Here is a 26,164-nt window from a genome sequence, read left to right on the forward strand (position 1 = left end):
CCAATCGATGATGCGGCGACCTTTTGTCTAGAGCAGTGCGTCGATCTCAACCAATCGTCTGCAACTGTTTCTTTGGTCTCTGGCTAGAGAAGTTTGCGCAGCATGCTCTTGGTCTTGGCTAGGAAATGGGTTTTTCGAATACCTTGTAGTGAGCACATGAAGGTGGATCGTTGAGCCTGCCGAGCCTCTTGCGGAGTCAATGCAAATCACGCTTTGGCTATGAGCAACTGAGCTAAAAATGGCTCAAGCTATGATTGCGGTGGACTCAATAGCGTAAGAGTGCATGGCAATTTGATGCGAATGGCGAAGGATTTCAGTCGCTGTGCCATGATCCAGATCACTATCCACAAGCGGATGATCGGGAGATGTGACAACAGCGATCATCATCACATTTCGAGCACCGAGCGAAACCCCAAACCCGTTCGCAAAATCCACCATGAAGCGCACTGCGCGCGAGCGTATTGCACTCAAGTCAGCGCTTGGCTGCGCCCGTCCCCAGTGCCGCATTCCAGCCGGAAGGGCGGGATTCAGACCAGCGACAGTTTGACGGATTGCACTGCGCCAAGCATCATCGATTGTCGGCTCTGATCCGGACGTATAGAGCTGCGAAAACAGGTCTATGTTCACCGCCGATCCAGCAATTGGATCGGTATGAGCATAATGGGCCATCACGTAAACCGGCAGCACCATTGGAAGAGTACCAGGCAAAATGTCTCGCATTTCCGCCTCATTAGGGATCGGGGCGGTGTTCGGATCGATAAGCGATGGGTCAACAATAACATCAGGCGAATACAAGAGGCTAAGGGTGCCCCGAACGCTGGGAGATTTCATCTCTTGAGGCAAAACGCCGCGGCCAGTGTCGTGGTCGACCGAACGGATAAAAAGACGGCCCACCGAAGAGGGTGTGTCGCTGATATCGCGCTCCCAAATGCCCCGTGACACAAGAGCCGCTCGCAAATATCTTTGCGAACCGCCCTCTGGCGGATGGACATGCAAGTCCTCGACAATCGTTTGCGGCAAACCTTCCATCGCTGGTCGCCAAACCCAGATTGGAAGGGCGTCTTCACCGGTTCCCGTAAGGCTAAGCTCTCCCCGCCAAACGCCTAACCGATTACCGACATAGACGGTATTCCGGTTACCTGGGTCGACTACAACCGAAGTCACACCAGAAGGATTTCCGCCGGTGCCATTGTTCGTATTGAGCGGAGCATTGCGAAGGCCAGTTGGAAACCACTTGCCATGGCCGTTATACCACCACAGCACATCATAGGCTTGCACTCCGGAAATCGTCCCATCAGGTGCCGTTTCTACCGCGCCAGTGGTTGCCGCGTAAAAGCTTTCGTGGCCGACAGAGCTCACATCGTGGACTGCAGTATCGGTCCAATGGCTGTTCTTTAGCCTAGGCAGATCATTGATCGCAGGATCGGGAAGTTTCTTTTGTTTTGCGGGCGGCTTGGTAACAACCTCTTCTGACCATTCGCCCGGATCAGCGCCATTCGTTCCGTCCCCGCAGCGGAAAATGCGCACACTGTCCCGGCACAAAACCAGCAAGGCCATGCCATCGTCTTTAGTGAGATCAGTTGGCCGGCGAAGAATGTTGATCACATTGATCGGGTCGGACTTTTTGTCGAACTTTAACTGATCTTGTTTGACGTCAAGCTTGTTGTTTAACGCATCAAAAGCATCCTGACCTTCAGGGATGGTGATCCATGTGAGTGCGGTTTCATCTTTACGCCAATTGTCGCAATACCAAACACGATCAGTTCCAACAAAAACGCGCGCCGTATCATCATCCGAACCCTCTAAAACTGCGGGCTGAGAATAAAACAGGGCATTGTCTTTTGCCTTTTGTTTGGGGCCACGGTTCCCCGGCGACGATGGCTCCGCAGTGGGCCAAAATGACCAAATAGCTTTAACATATTGCCCCATGGTCATATGCGGCTGCGTCGGATGAAAGGCGCAACCGCCTCCATCACCGTGACCAATGCGTTCCCACACCGTGTTACCGACACGCTTGATAATTCCGTTATCCTGAAGGCCTGCAAGCATTGGTCCGTCTAGCGTTGGACAAGAGGCGATGTAACCAGGCTCAACAGTCACAAGTCCGGCATTCAAGCTGACCGAGGGTGGTGCGGCCGCCGGGGGATTGGTGCCCGGAAACCTAAACACTCCTCCATCGCAGCCAATCAGGAGCCCGTTAGCCGCGATGTGCAAGGCATGAACATCCGCGTGTGTTTCGCGCCCAATCCATGACAGAGAGTGACGCGGCCGCTTTGCATGAAGCTGATTGGAAAAACCGGCTTTCAGGTCATTGGCTGCAGCGCTGCCGGTGACACTGAGTTCATACAGTGCTGCTTCCCAACGATTTGATATCCCTTGAAGGCCTTGCCCGCCGACATATACCAATTCAGAACCGTCGGAGCGTTTTGTCACTGCTAAAGCTTGATCGTACGACGCCTGATCAACTTTCCATGTTGCCGCGGTTCCGGTGCCATCTATCCTGTGTGGGATGGTAAAAAGCGTTATGGGAAACTGGTCTACTTCGGCCGCGTTCCAACGATCGTGGCTGAGATCCACCTGCCATAACGCTGCATGACCCTTTAACTGCGCCGATGAAACTTGCGGCGACAAGGTCTTTGTCGACAGGACATAGATGTGTTTCTTACCGGTCCCTGTTTGCGGCAAGGACTGCTCGATAGTCAAACGTTCCCAATGCCCATAATCAGGTAATGAAACTCTCCTAAATGTACCCGAAAGCCCTGTTGAACTGCACCATAAACCAGAAACATTGGGCGGATCGGTTGGTCCCAGAGTGACGTTGCGGTCAATAAATGCATTACATATTCCGACCCAGACGCCATCCTCATTCCACAAAACATCGCAGACCTTTGCATATTCGTTGGCAGCAAAATCAAACGGCTTTTTCGTGATCCTGGTCCAAGTTTTACCCGATGATGGCCCCCCTGTACGTTGCCACAGCCCTGTCGTTGTTGCGGCGACCATGGTGTTGGGATTTCCGGGATCTTGCGCCAATCGATAGATACCCGCCCCGGCCAAATTTGGAGCCTCTCGTTCCCACGGATTGCTTCCGTGATTATCGATTGCATCTTCAATAGGCTGAGTTAAGCGCAATATGCCCAGACCGCCGTAGTGTTGCCCTGCGGTACCGCCAGACGAGAGCGGTGGCTCACCCGTTGCAACATAAACCTCATCGCGGTGTTTACCCCCAACGGGGGCAGTGTCGAAATTTACCAGCAAATCGCCAATCGTAAGCGACAACCCGCTGCGCTCTGTTCCAGCGTTAAGGCCGCCAGAGCCGACCGCCGACCAATTCTCACCAGCGTCACTTGAATACCATACGCCGCCATTGGCAGCGCCTGCATAGATGCGCTGACCATCCGGAGTTGCTCGTATCGCCCGGACACGCCCGGAGACAATCGATGAACCTCTATCAGTTCCTTTACGAAGCAAAGAAGGGCCGAGCGGGAGCCAACGGCGCTGTTCATCGAAATTGGCCTGAATGACGTCATTCAAATCGGCCACGTCGCCAATCATGCCTGCCGTTTTTCCGGTCTTTCCAAACGCCCAGCTGTGTTCAGTCCTTGGTGTCAAACGATCAGAGGATGAGAAGGGTTCTGAGGGCCAGTCATAATCCGCCATTACTGTGCCTCCTGATCTTTGTGAGGCGCTATACGAATATAGCCTTCTTCGACCGAGACACGGCCTTCGGGCAAAAGCGCCGCTTGAGTTGCGGACAATATAGGATCAGTTCGCCAACTGATCGGCGTGTTACGTCTTGTCCAAAGCTGGTCATCGCCAAAGGCCGCAACCTTAGGCAAGCGAACCCGATCAGGATCTATAATCACCGGTCCTACTCGCACTGACGGTGCGATACGCTCTAGCCCATCGTTGACCCACTCACGGAGCAATGAGAGCGATTTGCGCGGCAGAAAGCCAGTGGTTGCATGGACCTTTGCACTTGGGTGCATCAACAGTGTCAATCGGATCGGATGGCCAGAATGCACTTCAACGCGATCATTTGCCGCGATGTAAGGCGAAGTGATCGATGCTTGGGCAGGCAGACCAGCCGAGCTGATCGCTGAACCGACAGTTCCAAGCATGCTCGCAAAGCCGCGTCCCTGTCCCCCGACACGCGCTGAGCTGCTGACTTCTTTCTCGATTAAGTGGAACTTCGAAAAATCATCTCCGATGTAATAGCCGTAAAGTCCGTCCTGCCCTTTGGCGAGTTCGCCAAGACGAACTTGAAATGCCTGTGATTTGATGGTCTCGAAAACACCGGCGTCTATCAGCCTTTGACGAACAGCAGCGGCTTCCTCACCAAAGGCTCCCGTCAGAGCGAGATCATCGGGAATGTCGAGCCATAGCTTGGCTGAGACCACCGCAATGGGCCGTCCAACCAAGCCCGCAATTGCAGCTCCGCCCGCACCAAACGATCCATCAACGCTCCACATGGTCGTATCGATCGCCCGCAACATGGCGCTAAGTGGGCTTTCATCCTCTTCACCACCGTTAGCATTTCTCCGGGCGAGATCGGCATCAATAATCCCTTGAGCAATTTTAGCGGCAGGCAATGATGATGGGGTAACGCTGTCAAACGGGCTTGAGACCGCTGGACCGGCAGCGCCCACACCCCCTTCCCATTTGACACCGCCAGTGATCCCATCTTGTAGAACTTCGCCAAGCGGTGTGCCGTCCGCATCGAAAAATTCAAACGTTTCATCCATGAAATCTGGCAGAATGAAGCAGCTGATTGGATTGATCGTGTTGGCGCGGTTTGCCTGATCGAGAGAGGCCTCTGCTGGATCGGGGCCGGTGTTGGCTGGATCAACGAAGCGAAACATCAGGCGAGAAGGCAGGGCAATGCGCGGCGGCAAATCGAGCATGCGATCCCCGTCTCCAGCGTCCACTTCGAGGGCTTGAGGCAGAGCAATCGAACTTGTCTCGATATCACGAAAACGACCGAAGGTGTCGATTACTCGTGCTTTTGTGAGCTGGGCGCGCCCGGAAGCGATCAATCGCGGCAATCCGGCTGCTAAAAGGTTAGCGGCTACCTTCTCTGGCTCACTTTCGGACTGACCATCAGGACCAAGAGTTGAACCAAGCCACACATCATCCACCCGGTCCAGCGTAATCGAGCCAAGGTCAGTGTTCTTCAAAAAATCTGCCAAATCGGCGAGGGCATCCTCGTGCTGGCTGCTTATCTCACCTGCTTCAGCCAAGTCGCGCTGCGCCTCAGCGGTAAGATAGTCCGAAATGACAGCCTGGTACTTTTGCGCAATGCCGCTTGTGATTGGAGAGCGACCGCGCACCGTTAACTGCCCAGCCACAGAGCGCGATTTGTGTGCAAAATCGAACCGGCCAAGCGCCCAGCCTTGAAGGTCTTCCCCAAGCTCTAAAAGCACCTCCCACTCAAGCCACACAGGGCACCAAGGCTGCGCCCAATTGGTAACAGCCACAGGGCTCGGATCGCGCCCATCCAGAAGTGAGAAGCGGCGCACTTCTTCGGTTATCGCATACCGGGCGGCCGGTCCACGCGCGCTCGCATCCACTGCGACCTGCGCGAAACCGTCATAAACCCCTTGCGGCGAATGACGCAGCGCGATTTCTCCGCGAAGGCGCTGGTCTATCTGTGAGGCGGCGCTGGGTGGGCTTACACTTTGCGCAGCCTTGATCAGCCACTCAACCATGTGACCGTCGCCCAAGAGCGCGCTTTGCAGCACAGTGCCCGCGACATCTGGAACCTCAGGGTGATCAATGGTGGGCATATGGGTCGCACAGTTCACATAATCGCCGCACGTTGTTGGGAGTTCGGTGTTCCACCGACAAACCAAAGTGCCATCATCACTAAATCGCCCGTCTTCAAAACGATTGGTGCGGCCAAAATTGGAAAGACCAACGACCGGTGGAGTAGCCCGGAAGTATCGGGGCCCTGGTCGCTTCACGGTTCGCACTGTGGAACCCCCGGTGAGCCCTACCCCGGCCAGCGTGTGAGTGGAACCAAGACCTGCCGCCTCGCGCACAGCAGCGCGAGAATAGTTCATCCGACCAAGCGTAGAACCGCTCCACACCATTTCAGCGCGCACGGGTTCAGGCGATGCAAGAGCTGCCGATTTTGTGCGCAGCGGTCGTCCAGCCTTTATCGACGTGCGCGCGCGCTCAACGATCACATCGCTATAGGTGTCTGGGCTTTGGAACGTCTCAAAGCCATCAGCATGTTCGGTCTCATCAAGTTCCACAAGGCCATCGCGAGAAGCCAGATTGATGAAAGAGCCATTCGCCATCGCCGTAACGAGGCTCTCGATGTATTCTTTCTCTTTGGGGTCTTCGATCCGCAACCCTCGTGAGGCTTGCGCAGCCATCAATCGTTCAAGCGTTGGTGCCATTGAACACGAGATGTCTTTGCGGTCAGGGGCAAGGTCCTTTTTCACGGCCCCGCGCACGGGCACGCCGTAAACAAAGCCGTGCATTACGGTTTCATAACGGAAGATCGCTTGCGGCATTACGACCTTATCAAAGGCGACCTCGTCGAACTGAGAAAGGAGCGCGGATTGCGATGTCGAAAGCTGCAATTCGCTCTGAAAATCGACCAGTCTGCTGGCTCGGATCGCGCGCTCGATGTTGGCACCGCTGTCAACTGACACGCGACGTTGGGAGGGAGGCTTGGCGCTTATGGTTTCAAATTGAGAGACAAGGGGAGCATCCGAGGCGCTCCAATCGAGCTCCTCGAGCTTGCGTGAGACGGCGATTGGCCAATGCGCAAATCGCAAGGGGTCATGGCGCGCCTGCGACCACCATCCGATCACAGCATAACTTGCAAGCCCATTTTCAGCTGTTGAGCTGGAGACGCCTTTGAGGTCGTCATGAAAAGCAAACCTGTTTTTTGTCGCATCATAAGCCGCCGTCCACATCGGTGAGCCACCGTAGATACCGTCCAGCTCATCAGACGAGATCGCCTCAAGACCAGCTTCGTTTTCGTCCGAGGGGTAGTTTTCAAGCTCCGTGGCGCGTCCAGTTTCCGCCTCTATCACCCAGCTCTTTTGGGCGACTTTAGAGCCAGCTTTTGGACCCGTCATCCGTACGATCAACCAACGATCTGGTAGAGGCCTCATTTTCAAAGGATTATCGGCATCATCCTCCATCTCACCGCGCATCAGCCCATCTGGCAATGCCCAGTGCAGATGGACCCCCTTGGGGCGTTTTTTGCCTTCGGAGAAAGGCTGCGTGATCGTGTCCCCCTCTCCCAGGTCTAGAGGCAAGTGGATACAGGGTTCTGAGCCTGATGATGGCACATAAAGCGCCTGGACATCGATCGGCACTAACAGAGCGGGATTGGTTGGCTTTTCTGGCGGAAGGAACAGCTCACGATCAAGAAAGATATCGGCTCGCGACTGTGCTGCCATCGCCCACTCATTGCGCGAGAGCAGCTCTTCCATGACCTCAGGTTTAAGCGTTGGCATGGCTCACCCCTCCCCCAATCGTTTCTGCAAAATCTGTGTGTAAAGCTCGGGCACTTTGACCCGTGTGGGGCGAAAGGCATCATCCTGGATATTCGCATCGGTTTCCGATTGCGCGAAGACTTGGCGATAGGGAAACCGGATCATCTGCATGGCAAACTCTGCACCATCGATCCGATTGTCCATGTCGAACACCATTCCGGTGCCTTCAGCCGCTACGAAGTTTCGGGCGGTATTGGTCATGTCGATGACGCCGGGCGCACCGCGCCTGAACCTCACATCGATATCCGCCGCGTCTTCGGAGACATCAACCTGCTTGCCTTCATCGTTCACATAGCTGGCTGATTGAACATTTCGGGCGGGCACATATGCCTGCCATTGCCCATTCGTTTGCTGCTCTTTGCGTACCCCGAATTGCAGCCCCTGCCGCGGCTCTTCGAGATGAAGCACCTCGGGCACCCCATCAAACAATGCGAGCAATACAGAAGGGGCCAATCGCTCCAATCGCAAGAGCTTAATGCGTGACGGATGGCTTTCCGGCAGCACTTCCTCGTCATTTTGCGCAGGCTCGGTTGTGTAAGCCCGGACATGCATTCCCGGCCAACCCGCAACAGCAGCAGAGCGCAGGAGGAAACCGGTCACGATGCCCGCACTTCCCCCCATGAGCGCCTCGCTCCCAGGTGACCTCACACGCCGTTCAGCATCATCGATCTCTTTTTCAATTTCAGGATAAAGTGCCTCAAGCTGCGCGCGTTCGATCGTGTTGGCTGTCCCAACGCTAAGCGCGCCTTGAACAAGAGCATCAGTCCACGCCCGGTCGAGAAAGAAGAACCGAATAGACTCGGTTGGCAGCAACTCTTCATCAGCGACCAAAGTGTTAAACGGCACCCCTTCAAGCATTCTGAGCCGGGCAAGAAAATTAAGTATTGCCTCGGGCGCCACCGTTGGCCCCGCATCGCCACCCTTCAAAAAAGCACCATCTTTGAGCGCCGCTGAAACGACATCATAAGTCGAGAAATTGGAAAAGCTCATGTCAGATATCCGTTCTTGTCGCGGACATATTCTTCGCGTGTCTTTGGCTCGGCTTTGTCTTGCAGATCGCGCTTGGTTGGCTCAGCTTTACCGGTAGCCTCTTCCACCAAACCAGAGACAGCTGCCGTGAGGTTTTGTTTGAGCTTGCCGGTGTCAATTTTCTCTTCCAGCCCTTCACCAACAACAAGAGCTGCGACAGGGGGATCGACTTTGCGCAAAGTCGCGATCATCTCTGCGGAGCCGCCAAGCCTGTCCACCCGTCCAAGGATTTCGCGATCAAGGCCAAGGCCATCGGCGATGAGTTCGACCGGCTTTTGCTCAACAACGGCCGAAACGGGCGCTCCTGGATCAACAAGCGGGCGTGCCTTTGCCACAGCCACTTCGCGGTTTTCATTAATAGCTGTGATCAGAACAGCTTCCATATCGCGCTGTATCGTGCCTTTGGCGATCGCTGTTCCGAAGTCTTTGAGGTCGATGCTCGCAAAGTTTTCGCTGGCAAGTCCTGGCTTCACCAAAAGCCCTGCTGCTTGGGATTGACGCGCTCTTGCAGCTCCAAAGGCATCTTCGCGCCAGCGCTTGAGTGCGGCGACAAAGGAAGGCTGGGCCATCGCCATCAGTCGGCCCGTTTCAAAGGCCACTGCTAGTGACACATCTTCGCGGCCCTCCGGCGTCATCATCCGCATCTGATCGCTGACATGGGCAAGCACTGGGAACTGGCTCTCTTCAGCCAGAGGGTTGCGCAAGAGCCGGTGCGGTGAGAGCGGGCCGCGATACCACGCATCGCGTTGGTCACCGGTCCGGGTCACATGCGGCAGCCCGACATGCCCAGTCTCTGCGATTTCCAAAGGAAGTTTCGTGACCGGCGCATCTCCTGGTCCCTCACCCTCTTGCTTCACCGTACATGGCGGAAGTGGCCGTTCATGCCCGCTTTCCGATTTGGTCCCCAACAAGCCCACATCAAGATTGCGCATGAATGTCTCGAAACTGCCTGCACCCGCGGAGGTGAAGCGCCAAGAGGTCAACAGCGGGAAGCGATAGAACTTCTCTTGGATTAAGAGATCGAGCGGTACTCTAAAGCCGCCAAGAGCGCTTGAAACACGCACAGCTTGTGGCTTTCGCCCAGAGCTCCTGAGGTTCGAAAAATCGCCGTCGAGCACATCCTCATTGCTGATGGTCCCTAATCGATTGAGCGTGCCATCCGAAGTGACGCCGGCCCTGTCGATTAGCTGATCGCCATGGAGGACCACGTCGCCCCGGCGCATCGCTTCAAAGACGCTCTCACGGTCGCTTGTATCAAGTTCTCGTTCGCGCGGGCCCGCTTGGACCGGGACGGCAGTTCCTGATTGGATTGCGGTCGCATAACTGCGCGCAAAATCTGTGAGGAACAAATCCTTAGCGTTAAAGAAATCGATGGCTGGTGCAGGCTCTGGCAATGCACCCAATTGCCCCTCAAGATTAATGAGGCAGGCGGTGTAAGCTTTAGGCTTGCAGTTTTCCTCATCGTATTGAGGCATGCGATTGGCGATCACCACCGCCAAAAAGCCATCATCATCTCCCATTGCCGCTTCGGTATCGTCGATGTTGACCTCTCGCACATGGGTGAGCATCCCCAGGTCCTCCACCGTTGGGAAAACCTTTGTTACCGTGCTTTGTGGGACCGAGAGATAGCTTGCGCTGGGCGTATCCACCTCGCCTTCAAGCGCGACACCTGGTGTTACGCAATCGCGCCAAGGCGCATCGTGGACGACATGGCCCTCGCCTTCTGCGATTATGACAAGGGCAAGCCAAGGAGTGCGGTCTTCAACCTTCTGGCCATGAAACTCTTCACCCTCCTCTGCTGCCCGCCTGTCCCAAGGCAATGTGCGGCGCTTCAGGACAATTTGCGGAAGCCTTTGATCATAGGCTCCTTCAGAATTAGCTGGAGGATAGGTCAAAAGAACTTGATCAGGCGGCAGTTTGAAACGAGGCGCCGTCACTTTGATATGCGTGTTAAGCGGAGCAACCGGCAGATCATCGGCAGGATCGCCTGACTCGAGGTCCACATTGACCCTCATCGTGTATTTGCCCGCTTCAAGGGCCGGTACGATGCTGTCGTAAAGAAAGAATTTTCCGCGTGCGACCATGGCTTAAGCAGCTCCCTTGGTGTTGCGCTGTTTGGGCAGTTTGGGTGGCTGCCATTTGACGCGGACAAGTTCAGCTTCTTGCTCGGCCAAGGATTCCACCGTCAATTCAGGTGATTGAGTAAGAAGCTGGGTAGCCAGGCGTTCTGGAGGAAGATCAGAGGCGATCACACCGTCAAGCATGGCAGCTTTTCTCAGTCCGACATCGACTGAGAAGCCCGACATGTCATTGCCTGCTTTTGCGATGCGGCGCTTGTCTTTGGCACTTGCGCTTTTGTGCTCGCCTTCAAGAGCAAAGACGAGGCAGGTCTTCCCATTGGTCGAGACAATAAGGGGCGCAGCGTCAGCCCTCTTGGAGCCAGCAAAGTTTATCGAAATTTGCTCGAGCTCTTCGGGTGTGACCTCGCCATCAAGAATAATTGCGGCGCAGGTTGCCTTATTGTCGAATGTCGTGCTGATCACTGCCGATTGATCGGTCAACGACCCGGCTTTCATCCATCCCATGGCTCCGCGTGAGGAACCGCGATTACGGCTCGCCCCTTCCGCAAGCACAAAGCCACCCCGACATCTGGCAAGTCCGCTTCCAAGGTATGCAAGTTGGCTCCCTTCGAGCCATCCCGCCATCTGTGTCGAACCTGCCTCATCACCTGCAAAAATCGCAAAGGCACGAAGTCCACGTGGCAACACGATTTTGCTGTTTGACGGGTACGAATTCAAAAGGATTTTACCGGTTGTGCCAATAGCGGCCAAACGCGCTTTGCCTTGCACGACAACCGTTCCATTGTCCGGATAACGCGGCGAGGATGGCGCAACGTCAAAGACCGCTATCCCGCCCGGCGCAATCGCCTGCTCAGCTGCCGATTTCATGATCGCTGCCTTTGAGGCAGAAGCCTGCCTTCGAGCGCTTTTTCTTTGATCCGTCGCACGGCGAGAAGATCGACCCGAAACCATCTCTTGCAGCGCTAGCAATTGTGACCGATCAGCCCCGCCAGCAGTACCGCGTGCAGCGCTCAATGGACGGTGCGAGGAAGGGCTTGCCGGGACTGATCTTGCTGCAATTGTTGTCCGGCTGGCAATTGGTTCGACATTGGCTGATCGCATCAAGATGGGTGTGAAACCCGAAACCCGCTGGGTGCGACCGGTGTTAAGAACCGGCGGAGGTGTTCGCGGCACTTTGCGCAAAATTCCGGGCTCCACCGACGTGGTTCGCAATTCGCCCAGTTCCTCGCGCAGTTTCACTGGACCTGACAAGAACCCTCTGATTTTCGGATCCCTGAATGTCAGGTCACGCTCTGGCGCAAGTTGCGGCTTGAATGGGTTGGCATCTCCATGTTTCGCCTTACCGACAATCCGCTCTGACAACAGGCCCACGCGCATCGGAGAACGGCGAGTGCCAGCCCAATCACGCCGAGAAACATCAGCGCTAGCCCCGGCGCGCCAGTCACTGGTGATTTGCACGAGCGCATTGGGACGAAGCCCGCCGAGCAATGCGCGCTGAGACGTCGCTTGAGAGACCAAGCTATCACGCAAAGAGCCAAGCTCCTTGAGCGGAAGCGGTTTGCGTGGTCCTGCCTCGATTTGATTAAAGGCAACCCCGCCTGTGTGTGGCGCAGGAATTTTGCCGATCATCTTAGGCACGAACTTAAAGTCCACGCCTTCGGTTGCCTGTATCACCTCACCTTTAGGGAGCTTTCTGACGTCATCGTCTTGTGGTGGTCCCCAAACTCCAACCGGGAACGCTCCGGTGACGCGGGCAGACATGAATATCTTTTCCAGATCGCCAAGCCGTTCTTCGTTTCGATCAATATCCTTTTTGAGAGACAATACCAAAGTGCTCGACTGCACGTTGAGATTGGCAGGCGCTGCCCCCAGATCGCTGCTTGGTGCTTGTTCCTGGTCTGGAGCGCCCGGCCTTTTGATTTTGCTGATTGGTATCGTCGAGGTGAAAGACAGCTCAAACTCGCTGATCACTTCGAACGGACGGGCCAATGTGCCGTCAGGCGTACCGCTCTCGCTGCCATTTCCATCGGCGCTATCGCGGTCTTTTTGTGCAGGGATCAATGCGCCCTTACCCGCGATGCCGCTTAGCGCTTGGGCTTGATTACCCGGTGCAAGTTCCAGATATTTCGCAGCAAATTCGCTCCAAGACAGGTAATTGGCAGGCACCGGTGAGGAATCGCCAAACCTTACAGTGACATTGATCGGACCAACCTTAACACGTGCCTTGCCGTGGAATTCCGGCCCGCGAACCTCGATTGCAGCGCCCAGAGTGAAGCGCAGATTGATTGTTCCAAGCCATGTCTTGATCTTGATCCCCGCTGACACCCGCGCATGGGCATCGGCTTCGTATGAAAACGGTTCGAAATAGACGATGGCATTGCCGCCAAAGCTCAAATTCGCATAGGCAGGCCCGAACTTGGCGTTTGCGTCAAACAGACCGCCTGCCATGATGGCTTCGGAAGTGAGGGCAAAGTAATTCTCTGCTTTGACCGATATGTTGCTGCCAACTCTCCAATTGAAACCAAGGCGCGGCACCACAGGGTAACCGTCACGCTGGAAATTGGGATGATATCCGCCAAGTGTAAGGACAAATTCGCCAGCCTTATCGCCTTTGAACCAGCTGACAAATGCAAAGCCCCCGGTCAGCCGAGCGCTGCGGTGGAGAAGCCAGGAATTGTCGGTTAGCTGGGCTTGTATCCACAAGACGCCCTCTTCGGTAGAGAAGCGAGCAATAAGGCCAAGTTCGATAGAGACAAGAGCCGCTTCGGGACGGGGCAAGGCCATCCTCGCAAGCCCATAAATCGACAGCTCGAAACCTTCGCCAAATTCAACGGTCACAACCGCTATGCCATCAACAAGAGCGAAGGATGTGAAGCTGATTCCCGCAGCGAACCAGAACTGGTCGCGGCGCGCTGGCAGGGTGTTACGCACCTTCTCCATATTCGCAATGGGATCATCTGGCGGTGAGGCGGCAGGATCCAGCGCCTCAATCATCACAAACTCATCGAACTGCGCCATATTGGTAGGCGGAATGATATCGCGGTTGATCCCAAAACCGCCACCAACACCGGTTAGGAAGAATGCAGGTGGCCCACCGATTGCCCCTGTCACCGCGCCAAACGCGAAGAAGGAGGTGAACTGTCCCTGACTGTCAGTCAGCGTGCCATAACCGCCATAGATTGACAGCCCGTAAGCAGCGATCCGAGCAGTGAGCATACCCATGTATTCAACGCTTGGCTCTGCGTTAGGCGGTGCACCGGGCAACTCAAATTCAATCTTTCTCAGGCCTCCTGCAAGGGACACACCCGAAAGATCAGCCGATATGCCAAGACCGGCAAGGTCCACCTTCCATGCGTCAGCTGAGAAGATGTTATCTGCTCGCACATTGACCGTCAGCTCAAGATCATCGACCACCGCAGAGAGACCCGCGATTGAAATCCCACCGTCAAACAGAATAGAGAGCGACTGCAACTCGTCGTTCGATATCTGCGTACCCAGACCCACTTGCCCGACGTAAAGCGGGCCAAAGCTGCGCTGTATCGGCAGCCACCATGGCCCATCCCCCTCTCCAGCGCGAAAATTAAAGGCGAGACCGCTCTGTGGCGGTCGCCGAGATTGGATTGAAAACGCAGGGCTGAAAGCCGGCGCAAGGGATGCCTCGCCATCATTGGTTTCAGCAAGCATGCTTTGCGCAATAAGGTTGCCACCTGATGCATTGCCAACTGCCGCAGAAATTTCGGCAAGCTCCACCTGAGCCCCGCCAAGCACTTCAATATCGCCCGACGTACCCTCACCGATATCTGCAAACAAATGCAGTGCGATAGACCCAAGTGAGAGCGGATTTTCGATAAGGGGCGCGTTGTTCTTACCAATCCGCACTCCAAGCCCTTCAATCGAGAGCGAAGGTGCAGGCTCAAGTCCGTTTGCGCCGTCAATCTTCAACAGACCAACCGAAACACCTGCCTGCGATGATTCAATGATCCAGCGGTTGTCGTTTTCCAACCAGACCAAGATATCGCCATTGGTAAGAGGAATGCGATCATCCAGCGTCAGCGTGACTTGCGCAATTTTTTCGCCGCCGGAAGTCTTTGAAGACAATGCGATGGACAGATCATCAGCAATCCGCACGCTCAATCCGGAATCAACAAGATTGCCAACCAAGGTTTGAACGCGCGCGACTTTATCTTCAATCAACTGCTGCGTGGTAACACCATGCACTCGGAACAATTCCGCATCGAGCCCGCCCGGCCCCGGCAACAAAAGCACACCTTCCAGAAGGTCCTCGACCTTTATCGAGCCGACATCTGTGTCCAGAAGCTCTTGAATAGGATCAAGCGCTAGGAGGAACGAGCCAAGAAAATCGACAGCGAAATGGAATATGCCTTCGGCCACATCTTGGGGGTCACTGGTGCCTCCAAATTCGACCGAAACCGAGTTATCACCAAGGCCATATCGAACCGCCAGCGCGTCAGTCTTGTTTGCATCAGTCGCAAGACCGATTGTGATGTGCGACGCATTGCCCGGCTGTGTGATCGGCGCTGTGAACGAGTAGTCGACAAATGGCCGCAAGAACACGCCTGAACCTAACTCGATTTCAGCAGGACCAACGCCTCCTGACAGCAAGACAAGCCCATCGGTCTTGTTGAAAACGAGCGTGGTTTGGACACCGTTCAGGAACGGTACGTCCTTTATGTCGGCCTCAATCTCCACTTCAAATGGGTTGCCAGGCCTCAGCTCAATCGCAAGCGTGGATGTCGGCGTTCCAACGTCAGTGAGTTCCAGTCGGACAACGCCCCCCACCGGCGTTGGCACATTGAAGGAGTTCGGTAAAACTGAGGAGAGTGCATTTAATCCGCTCCCCAGCAGACTGGTCCAGCGATCTTGCAAGCGGTCAAGTGGGTCTGCCGCCCATGCAATTAGGGCCGCGCTATCGAATTGATCCTGAACCCTCAGTTCTAAAGCATCGCCAACCTCGGTGACCAGATTGCCAATATTTGGGTCATTATCATCCTTCAGGGCGGCAATTGCATCGAGCGCTGCGGGCAACGCTGCAATTGCGGCCGCTTCGAGGAATTGCCCAAAATTTCCAAAGCTTGGATAAACTGGGATATCGTCTCCGACAGCGGGCCGAAGAAAGATGCGAACGTCCGACCCATTCAAAGTCACATGAACCGCTTTTGTACCAGCAGCGCTCGCATCGAACCCTGCAAACAATGCGATAGCTGGGCTGACAGTACCGGTGTTTGCGATATGCACACCGACCGACCCGCCTACCGCAAACGGCGAGCCGCCCAAGAAAGTTTGAGGGTCGATGACGAGCTCGATGATCGTCCCGCCTGCCTCTCGAACACGCACGGCAAGGCCTGTTGCAATATCCCAAGTCCCAGTAGCGCCAGCAAGGTCTGCACCGATAAAAGGCTTAAGTGCGTCAAGGGCATTGATGACAGTGGACGCGGTGAGCGTCGAACCGTCGCCAAGCGCCTCATTGCTTGCAAACCAATCTTTTGGCTGCGTGAATAAAATAGCAGGCACTGAAACTCGTGCCTCAGGCGCTGCATCAAGAAAACCGAAAACACGCAAGGCCGGATCCATCACCGCTTTGGCGCCCGGATCGCTGTTGCGCACACCTTCAAGAGCGCTGGAAAGAGCAAAAGCGGCCAGTGACGGCAGTGCACTTGGGAGGAGCTCATCCAAGCGATTGGCGGGCCAAATCTGAACCCTCTCAGGCAAATGTCGTAAGGCTGGCGGACCATCGGACGGTAGAGACAGGCTCACCGCCAATGGTGCAAAGGTCGCCTCCAAGTGTGCTCCGCCAGATGTTCCTAACGAGAGCGATCCAGACGGCGCTGAGTGAGCAGCAATATCGGCCTCAAAGCTCCAAGCGCCGAACACGGGTTCATTGGTTGGCCCAGACACAGATACGGATAAGGTGTCAGTATCGCGATCATAGGTCAGGCCTGCGAAATCGCCGGTCAAGTTTCCAACCATGTTGCGCCATTGGAACGCCCGATCTGGATCAGAGATCAGCTCATCCATCGCTGCGCTTGGATCTTCCAACCAGTTGGCAAGCGATATAGCATCAAAGGCATCGACGCCATCAACGATCCCTGCCGCCCGCATCGCGTCACACAATCGGGCGATGGCCGGATCAGTGGACGCCAAAAGGTCGGTCACAATCCGCGCGATCAGCTCCCTTATCTCAGGCGTTGTTGGCGAGGCCAGCCCGTTAATGCCAAGCTCGCCGTCAGCAATCGAAGGGGACAAGGTGAGTTTGGGATAGCTCAAACTACCGATGCGCACGCCGTGCAAAACAATCGTAAAGCGATCAAGCGATGGATCATCGCCGCCAAGAGCACTGCGCGCAGAGATATGAGCCCAACGAAGCTCAAGCGGCAAAGCTCTGGACGACTGCCCCGGACCGCCGACCAACCAGCCCGATGCACGGCGGAGTGCAAAATCAACAGCGACGCGGCGTGATTGGCTTAATGAAAGAGCAAAAGGCTCATCTTGTGCCGGTAATTTCAGGCCGATACATTCCGCTAGAACATCTCCTTGCACCTCAATCCCGCCAGCGGGCGCCGTGTTCGATACTTCGAGGGCAATGCCTAAAGAGGCGGAAGTCGCGGTCAGCTCCTGCCGTTTTGCCGCTCTCGCTCTTGCATTGGAGCTAAGCCCCGCTGCGGCAAGCGCAGTGAGCGCTTTGCGAACTCCCGAATTGCTCATCGCACCATAGATCAGCCGAATATCAAGATCGCTGCGGCGGGTTGCAGACCAACCCGATGGCAAGGACAAATCACTGGAAGCGGGCAAATGCGGATCAAGGTGGGCAGCGAGGAAAGCGCGCGCGGTGCTGAGCGCATCGTCATCACTGTCTCCGGCAGCGAGAGCGGGCAAAAGCTCACTAAGGCGCCTTATCGTTTCGCCAATCAGCGGATCAGACAGATCGATTAATTGGTTAGCTGCAACGGCAAGCCCAACGGCAATCAGCTGGTTATTGCCGGAACCCGCCTCATCCAGCGCTCGCCACGCTGCATGGCCCGATGCGCTATCAGCCAGTACAGTGGCACCGGTCACATTGTCGAGCACAGAGGCAAGCAGTGCGGCTTGGCGCGCGACGCCGCCCATGGCAGGATCATCGATCTGTGCCGAGCTGCGAAGAGGTAAGAGCACATGGTATACACCGTTTGCGTTTGGCAATGGTGTGTATGTCGCAGGATCCCTTCCCGCTTCGCGTAGGTCAGATACTCCGGCGCTTCCGGCGAGTGGTTCAAACTGAGCATCGGGCCCAAGCGCTTGAACAACAATGAGCTTTGCAGGCACCGCGCCAAGCAAGGCTCCGAGATCAAGCCGTTCAAGCAATTGGCTTGCCAAAAGATCTTGGACAACATGGACCTGTGTGCCCGTTGGCGGGCTAAGGATCGGCCGGACTTGGCCATCGCTTCCCTCGAACTGAGAGAGAAGATCAGTAAATGCGCTTAAAAAATTCTCCGCTGACAAACCGCCTGCCAGCGGCGCAACGATATCGGGCAATTCTGAAATTATTGCCTGAGCCAGCGCCTCGAACTGAAGGCCCTCGGCGCCCGGACGCCATTTGCGCAAACTTCGGACTTCAGCGAAATCGGGCAACGGCAATGGCGCGTCAGGTTCCCGCCATGCTGCCAACTTGGGCTGACCGGTTGCTCCCGACAAACCGACTTTGAGCGGGTCTTCGATTGTCCCAGTGCCTTCAACGACAAGGCCGCTGTTCAGATCGCCTGCAAGGAATTTGGCCAAGGGTTGAAGTCGGGATGAAAGGTCCTCATCCACATCTGCGATTAGAGCCGCTAACCATTCTTCGATTGCAGCCTTCGCATCATTGACCAATGCAGCCAAAGGCAGGCGATGGCGAGGTGAGCCGCCCAAGACTGGCGCTTCGGGAAGCCAGCCAAACGCCTCGACAATCTCGCTTAACCAGGACTGATTAACTGCGTCAGAGATCAGGCCAATGATCCGTTCAATCGCATTCCAGTTTTCGGTTGCCATTGCCTCCAGGATTTCTTCAAGGCTTTGGTCAAAGCTTGGCAGAACAAACGGGAGCTCAATTGAGTTAAACGAGAGTGCTGGATTGGGCGCTGAGGGGCGTATTGCAAGGCCCGTATCAGGCTCCCACCGTGCAACCACGCCCACATGGTCAACATCCAGCCTGATCGAACCGAGTTCGCTGGAAAGCCTGTCGCCACCTCTGGCACGGCCAAAAACGCTCACATCGATCGCAGGCCGAAACACGCAAGAGCGTGCGTCCAAATCAATCGCAGCAATCACTACACCAATCCGGGTCTCAATGACGGTGCAGCGTTCTCCAAGATTATCTACAGACTTCTTCAAACGCAGCGCAATGAGGATCTTGCCGTTGTCATCACGCCATATCGAGAGGTTAAAAAGCGCCTCCAAAGGTATGACCCACGGATCCTCGTCCGTGCCAGTGCCTGTCACCGAGCCCGGAGTAGCATCGGCGGTCAATAACTCACGCAAGGTGGAAAAGGCGAGAAGGGCGTCTTGTTGTGCTCCTTCAAGAACAGCTTTCCAATGCTCGGCCAACTTACCCAGGGGATCTGCAAGAAATTCAATGGGGCCAATTGTGGGATAGCCCGGGCTTGCTCCTGAAGGTGCCTGCCAACCAAGGATCACTGAAATCAGATCAGCAAGACCAGTACCCGGCGCAAGGTCATCGAGTTGCTGCAACAGGGGCGCAAGAAGATCTCCGGCCGCCTGACCTGCTGCTGCTGCAAGAGCGTCTGGATTGGTGAGATCGAGCCGCTCATGGAATGTGTCGAGAATCTGAGCGTTATGAACTTCGAGCACGAACAGCGGATGGCGCAGCTCATCGAGTGCAAAGCCAACAACCAGCGTATCGATTTCAACATCCGGGCTCGGCAGGGCCGGTAAATCGAAACTGGCGATAGCTTTGAGTGCTGGCACAGCAACGACGCTGCCATCGTTAAGATCAAGCCTAAGATAATCGCACGCAATTGCTGCAGAGGTGTCTGCTTCTTCCAGTTTAAAAGCACACGAGAAGGTAACTATTGGCCGCCCCGCAGCGCCCGGTACCGCTGCAAAGCCGAGATGAACGATCGCCTGTCCGCCTAAGGGCAGGTCAATTCCACTAGGCTTCGGCGTGCCACCAAACAAGCGCGCTAGGGCATCAAGCCAGTCGGTGAGTATGGCCGTATCGCCAAGGCACTCACTCAGCCAATCGAGGAGTGCAATTGGACCGTCATTGATCAGCTCAGTCACTGGAAACGCAGGGACCAAAGGTGCACTTGTCAAACCCAGAAGGTCAGCGAGCGCTTCCATTTGCGGGCCGGTATTGACGCCCAATTGCGCCTGAATAAGACCAAAAATGAGGTCCAATCCTGCATCTCGCACTTGCTGGGGATTGGTAAGCGACAGCTCTATATCGTTAGGGCTCGCTTCCCCGGGCAATTGCAGCCCGCCAAGCGACAATTCAACAGTGGGATTGCCATCGCTTGCATTGGTAGGGATAGACAGGTTGAGGCCTAAAGATTGCAGCCCTGCCTCGCCTGGCGCTGGAGGTGCTGCGGCCAGATCAACCTGTGCTCCAAGGCCGATCTTACCTCCTGAATTGCCCAAAAGCTCCGGTGAAAGGGAGCCCGATGCTCCTTGTTTCGCAACACGAAACAGCGGAATGACAAGACGGGAATTGCTCAGCGGCAGCGGGTCTTTGGTCGCAAACGTTATACCAAGGAAGAGGTGCAGTTGATCAGAGACACCCGGAGGCGCTTCATCCAGGACCAGCGAAAACGTGACCTCGCCTTTGCCTGCAATAATTTCGCTGAACAAAGCGATCCATTGGCGATTTTCGCTATCTTGCGACACCGCCCCTTCATCGGTACTTCCCACAAACTCGAGGAGTGCCTCGCGCTGATCAGGATTTGACAATATCTGCTTGAGATAGGTCTGCGGATTTCTGAGCCAGTCGACATTGAAGTCATTGCTCGAGTTGGCAAGGCCAAGAGCCACCAATAGTTCGGACATATCGCCAAATTGACCAGGGGACAGGTCGTTCATGATTTGCCCTCCGGATAGTCAAAACGGCCCTGAGATTGGATGAGCAATTGCCCGCTAGAAGCAGAGAGGGCTCGGGGCACGAGAGGGCGCTTCTTCGAATCATATCCAGAGGCTGCTGAAAGGCTCTCAATCGTGTCCAACAGGCTCTCATAGGCAAACGCAATCAAGGCATCGCCCCACACAGCCCCGATAAGGGCGTTACCTCCCGGTCGATCGGGCGCAGCGATCACCATCCCGGTGACCTCTTTCTTTGAACCAACCGCGAAAGGCACCGTCATTACTGCCGCCGCTTCCTGACATTTCACGGGGATAAAGACCTCGATCAAGCCTTCTTGGGCAGAGACCTTCACGTCACCTGCAAACACCATCAAAGTGTTGCGTCCATCGTCCCAGACCACTTGTGCCTGTTCCTTTGAAGCACCTGTAGCTGCCAGTTTCATCAAAGATGCTGCGCTCTTGTCTCCCAATGGAAGTGCAACTCCTGCCTGGCCTGGCTTTAAAGGCTCCTTGGGAAAGGCCTCTGGGAATGCTTTGCTCAGATCTCCAAAAAGGCTCCCGGAAACGGTGCCTAAAACGTCCGCATCCGCAATTCCGATTGCGCCCTTGATCGCGCTGCCGATCAACTCATCGACCACCTCAGGCTTAATGCGCTTGATGAGATCGCCTGGGCTCGGATCTAGTGGTTTAAGGTCACGCAGCTTATCTTTGGCGTCCGGCCTTAACTTACCAATCTTGCCCCGCTCAATTTTACCGGGTTTGGTTATCGTGCCGGGCTTCGTAACACGGGTCTTGTCCACACTTTTACCCGCCGCGCGGGTCGCCTTTGCAAGGGTTGGTTGTTTCGATTGCGTCGTCTTAGATTGGCCCTTTGACGTCGCTTTGCCTCTTTCACCCGATTTCGCTGCTGGCTTTTTGCTCAGCGCAGACTGTGGTGATCTCTTTGCCCGTTTGGCAGAGCTTTTGGTTGCTTTGTTCACAGCCGCCCCCGCGGCGCGTTTATCCGGCTTGATCGGCTTTCTGGCCATCTTCAAAAACCCCCACCAACGCGCACTCAACGAGCACCGAAAGGCGCACGCCTAAGTGACGTGAAATCACGATTGGAAGTGACCGGAATTGCAAAGACCTTTTAGGCCTTGGGCAAAACGGCGCTCATCAAAAACCCAAGCACCCACCACAGAGCAGCGAACGCAAGAAGCTCAAGAGTGAAACTTCCCCATTTGAATAGAGTTTGAGCGATGACCAGAGCCGCAAAGAAAGGCAAAAACTCTTGCTTAAGCAAAAAGCGCCAATCGTTTTTACCAAAAAGCGAATACATAGAATCCCCCAACTCTATTTTTCGCGCCCGACTCGATTTTTATGTCGTACAGGATGGCTTAATTCAGCATCATGTCAATAAACTTTACAAGCTTTCTTGTGAGTATCAGTAAGTTACTTCGCCTAACACGCTGGTCCGCCGCGAGGTGAACTTGTAGCATCGGGCCCCATCAAACTGGTCAAATTTCGCATGAACACAGCCTACAGAAACGCTTGCCACCACTTCAACGCAAGAGACAGACAGCCGGACTTTGAGATACCACTGCTCAGTCAATCACCTTTGCCCGAACGAACTCAACTGCGGGTGTGATATAACCGGCCTTGCGCTCCTCAACCTTGCTCAAATCGGTCGACAAATAGCGATTGTTCCCATCAGGAAACACAGTTGCAATCGCTCTGCCATCGCAGCGCTGGAGGGCAATTCTGATTGCTCCCAAAAGGTTCGCGCCGCTGGAAATACCAACACCCAATCCGATTTCGCAGCAAAGCCGCTGTGCCATCAAGATGGCGTCTCCGTCCTGTATTGCGACGACATCGTCTAGCTGGTCTAACTTGACAATATCAGGAATAAATTCGTCTGAAATTCCCTGAATACGGTGCGAGCCAACCTTGTGCCCAGTGCTGAGTGTAGGCGATTCCGCAGGCTCAAGCGGGTGGACGCAAACCCTTGGCGCGAATTGCTTGATGAACTGAGCGACACCTGAAACCGTTCCGCCCGTCCCAACGCCAGCGACAAACGCGCACAGTTCAGCACCATCCGCCTCTGACTGGGCAAACAGTTCGGGCGCCGTACCCTCATAGTGGGCAAGACAATTGTCGGTGTTGGAAAACTGGCGTGGTAGGAACGCGCCATCGTTTGCACCCATGTTTTCGGCACGGGCGATTGAGCCAAGAAAGCCGCCCTCCTCCTTGGACACCAACCTCAATTCAGCACCAAAGCTCTTGAGAAGCGCCTGACGTTCTTGGCTCATCCAATCGGGCATGAAGATCGTCACCGGATGCCCCAGAGCCCCTCCGACCGCCGCTAAAGCAATGCCTGCATTCCCGCTGGTCGCCTCGACAATGCGTTGCCCCGGTGAAAGCTCACCCGCCCCAGTCGCGCGTTTGAGGATCATCAGAGCCATCCGGTCTTTGATGCTTCCCGAAAAATTGAACATTTCCGCTTTGGCATAAACAGTGACATCGCGGCCCTTGGCACGCATATCCAAACGGATAAGCGGCGTACCCCCCACCATCTTGGATAGGCAGGACCAGCCAAGAGATGGCCGCGTTGAGAGTTGGTCGAGCATGTGTGATCCCTTTTTATGATGGCAAGCCGCAAATTCTGTCATCGAGGGCGGCAAATCATCGTCAAAATCTCTACCAAACACGTATTTTGTGTTATATTTTCACTTATATGAATAACAATACGCAAAATCTTGATGCTAATGACCGTGCAATTCTGAAAGCGCTTCAGAAAGACGCGACCCTTTCGCTCGAAACGCTGGCCCAGACCCTTCACCTTTCGACCAATGCGTGTTGGCGACGGGTGAAGAAGTTGGAGGCCAGCGGTGTGATTGAGCGGCGGGTCGCGCTGGTCTCGCCCGAAGCGGTGGGCTTGAACGTCACCGTCTTTGTGTCGGTCAAGACTGATGACCACAGCGCAGGCTGGCTCCAGACGTTCGCCAAAGCCACCGCCGATATCTCAGAAGTGGTCGAGTTCTACCGTATGGCGGGGGACGTGGATTATCTGCTCAAATTGCTTGTGCGTGATGTGGCGGATTATGACCGGGTGTACAAGAAGCTGATCGCTGCAGCCTCGCTCGCCGATGTGTCTGCAAGTTTCGCGATGGAACGGATCAAATATGAAACCTCGGTTCCCATCCCCTGACCGCTACAAAAGTCCCGGCGTATAAAATTTGTCCGGACAACTCTTCCCATTGGCCAAAGAGCTGCCTAAGCTGCGCTTCATGATCAAATTAGGCAAAATGCTAGCTTTGGGGACTGCCTTCTTGGCAGGTCCCGCCCTTGCCAGTGACACGTTACCGGCAGGGGTTTGGACTAACACCGAAGATGCGTATTTCGCCGAGGAAGAGGGCCGCGAGGAAGCTGAATGGGCAGGCATCGAAGTCAGCGATGATGGCCGGTGGCGCATGATCGACGCCTTTGGTGCTGCGCAAAGCGACTGGTCCACCGCCCCCATCCCAAATCTGTCTCCCCGCGAAGAAGGCGGATGGCAATTGGGAGCGAGCGAACTTCGCCAAGCGCGCGCTATGTCGTGCTGGGTCTCAGTCAAGAAATTTGCGGGTAAGCCCAATGGCGATACCGACTGGACTTTTGCCAATAAACTCAGAATCTTCGACCAAGGCGGTCGCGTGGCGATTGCTGGGGAAGGCTTAGCGCCCGATGTCACCATCCGCGTGCGCAACGTCACATGGGCGAAGGGTAGCCGGAACAAGCCCTCGCTCGTTCTCTACATCCACAAGGAGGATCCGGTCCGCGCAGAGAGCTATTCTTGGGCCGCGCCCGATGCCAATTTGATCGGCGTAAACCTGCGCTGGGTCCAAGCCAGTTGCAGCCGAGAGGAGAGCTGAACCATGCAATCAACACGCGCATTTTTCAAAGAAACCGGCGGGCCAGAAGTCATCGAATGGGTGACCGAAGACCACCCTGCCCCTGCTCCGGGTGAAGTCACCATTGAGCATGGTGCAGTAGGCCTCAATTACATCGACACTTACCACCGGCGCGGCATCTACCCTGCGCCCCTGCCAAGCGGCATGGGACTGGAGGCTGCGGGCCAGATCGTCGCGGTGGGTGAAGGCGTCACACAGTTCAAAGAGGGCGACCGGGTGGCAACTTTCGGCCCGCTCCTTGGCGCCTATGCCACCCATCGCAATATCGGCGCTGAGCACCTGTTTCGCCTCCCTGATTTTATCGATGACAAGACGGCGGCGGCAGCGATCCTGAAAGCCTGCACCACCGAATTTCTTGTCGAGCGCTGCGGCAAGGTTGAAGCCGGATGGCCCGTCCTCGTCCACGCCGCTGCCGGGGCGACCGGACTGTTGCTCGTACAATGGCTGAGCCACATTGGTGCAGAGGTCATCGGTACGGTTTCAACCGAGGCGAAAGCTGAAGTAGCCCGTAAGGCAGGGGCTGACCACGTGATCTTCTACAAGGAAGAGGACACAACCGCCCGAACCCGCGAAATCACAGGCGGAAAGGGTGTTCGCGTCACTTTCGACGGCATTGGCCGGTCGACTTGGGAAACCTCGCTCGATGCTACAGGCCAGCGCGGGCTTATTATCAATTACGGCAATGCCGATGCGCCAGTGGGCGAGGTTGATGTGGGTGTGCTCGCGCTCAAAGGCTCCCTTTTCAACACGCGTCCTATGCTGTTTCACTATTACGAAGACCCTACAGAGCGCGCCGCAGGCGCTGCGCGCGTGTGGGACATGATCGACAAGGGCGCATTGTCCGCGACCATCGGACAGACCTACGCCCTGACTGATGCCGCGCAGGCACACCGCGACCTGCAAGCGGGCAAGACCACCGGCTCCACGGTGCTTGTGCCATGACCCGTATTGCGCCCATGGCAGTCGAAGATCTGCCCCCCAAGACCCGCGAGGCGCTCACCTATGCGCAAGAGATGATGGGGTTCGCGCCCAACGATGTTCTCACCATGGCGCACTGGCCCGAATTGCTTGAGGCGATGGAACGGCTGGTGCAGGTGATCTACAAGCCCGGCGCTTTGGACCCTGTTCTCAAGCGACTGATCGCGACCATCACCAGCGGCGCGGCAGGTTGCCGCTATTGCCAAGCGCACACGGCGCACGGCGCGGTGGAAATGGCAGGCGCGGATCAGGAGAAGGTCGCCAAGGTCTGGGAATACGCAAGCGATCCAGTGTTTTCAGAAGCAGAACGCGCGGCCTTGGACTTGGCACTTGCCGCCGGGACACAGCCTAATGCGGCAACCGACGATCACTTCCGCGCGCTGGAAAGGCACTTCTCCAAGCAGCAGATCATGGAAATCATGGGCGTTATCAGCTTGTTCGGTTTCCTCAACCGCTGGAATGACACGCTCGCAACCGCGCTTGAGGACAAGCCTTTGGGCTTTGCGAGCGAAACCTATTCAAGCGATGTGTGGGAAGCGGGTCGCCACAAGCGAGATTAATTCTT

Annotated in this window: 12 protein-coding genes; 4 read left to right on the forward strand and 8 right to left on the reverse strand. The window is 55.6% G+C overall.

Annotated features, from left to right (window positions below):
• Positions 1-243 precede the first annotated feature (243 nt).
• From AC0V61_RS02395 to AC0V61_RS02430, 8 genes are all read right to left on the reverse strand, one after another.
• Positions 244-3,660 (reverse strand): beta propeller repeat protein, encoded by a 3,417-nt coding sequence (locus tag AC0V61_RS02395; RefSeq protein ID WP_486155671.1) that lies wholly within the window; start codon positions 3,658-3,660, stop codon positions 244-246.
• A complete protein-coding gene (locus AC0V61_RS02400) occupies positions 3,660-7,478 on the reverse strand; it encodes a hypothetical protein (protein WP_486155672.1) in 3,819 nt (1,272 codons plus the stop codon). Before AC0V61_RS02400 ends, AC0V61_RS02395 begins: the two co-directional genes overlap by 1 nt.
• Positions 7,479-7,481: 3 nt before the next feature.
• Positions 7,482-8,507, reverse strand: coding sequence for a hypothetical protein (locus AC0V61_RS02405; RefSeq protein WP_486155673.1), 1,026 nt, complete (start codon positions 8,505-8,507; stop codon positions 7,482-7,484).
• Entirely contained in the window at positions 8,504-10,630 is a 2,127-nt protein-coding gene (locus AC0V61_RS02410) for a hypothetical protein (RefSeq protein ID WP_486155674.1), read from the reverse strand. Before AC0V61_RS02410 ends, AC0V61_RS02405 begins: the two co-directional genes overlap by 4 nt.
• A gap of 3 nt (positions 10,631-10,633) precedes the next feature.
• Entirely contained in the window at positions 10,634-20,695 is a 10,062-nt protein-coding gene (locus AC0V61_RS02415) for a DUF6603 domain-containing protein (protein WP_486155675.1), read from the reverse strand.
• Positions 20,692-21,720, reverse strand: a complete 1,029-nt coding sequence (locus AC0V61_RS02420; RefSeq protein WP_486155676.1) for a hypothetical protein — start codon at positions 21,718-21,720, stop codon at positions 20,692-20,694. Before AC0V61_RS02420 ends, AC0V61_RS02415 begins: the two co-directional genes overlap by 4 nt.
• Before the next feature lie 101 nt (positions 21,721-21,821).
• A complete protein-coding gene (locus AC0V61_RS02425) occupies positions 21,822-22,010 on the reverse strand; it encodes a hypothetical protein (RefSeq protein ID WP_486155677.1) in 189 nt (62 codons plus the stop codon).
• Positions 22,011-22,275: 265 nt separating this feature from the next.
• On the reverse strand, positions 22,276-23,298 hold the full coding sequence (locus AC0V61_RS02430) for a PLP-dependent cysteine synthase family protein (protein ID WP_486155679.1): 1,023 nt from the start codon (positions 23,296-23,298) through the stop codon (positions 22,276-22,278).
• A 107-nt stretch (positions 23,299-23,405) separates the two neighbouring features.
• Here AC0V61_RS02430 and AC0V61_RS02435 point away from each other — a divergent pair, with 107 nt between their 5' ends.
• The 4 genes from AC0V61_RS02435 (at position 23,406) to AC0V61_RS02450 (ending at position 26,159) form a co-directional block, all read left to right on the forward strand.
• A complete protein-coding gene (locus tag AC0V61_RS02435; protein WP_486155681.1) occupies positions 23,406-23,879 on the forward strand; it encodes an Lrp/AsnC family transcriptional regulator in 474 nt (157 codons plus the stop codon).
• A gap of 121 nt (positions 23,880-24,000) precedes the next feature.
• Positions 24,001-24,582, forward strand: coding sequence for a hypothetical protein (locus tag AC0V61_RS02440; protein WP_486155683.1), 582 nt, complete (start codon positions 24,001-24,003; stop codon positions 24,580-24,582).
• A 3-nt stretch (positions 24,583-24,585) separates the two neighbouring features.
• Entirely contained in the window at positions 24,586-25,563 is a 978-nt protein-coding gene (locus AC0V61_RS02445; protein WP_486155684.1) for a quinone oxidoreductase family protein, read from the forward strand.
• Positions 25,560-26,159 (forward strand): carboxymuconolactone decarboxylase family protein, encoded by a 600-nt coding sequence (locus tag AC0V61_RS02450; protein WP_486155685.1) that lies wholly within the window; start codon positions 25,560-25,562, stop codon positions 26,157-26,159. The genes AC0V61_RS02445 and AC0V61_RS02450 overlap by 4 nt, the downstream gene beginning before the upstream one ends.
• Positions 26,160-26,164: the final 5 nt, after the last annotated feature.

The organism is Erythrobacter sp. JB1-4 (assembly GCF_057365025.1).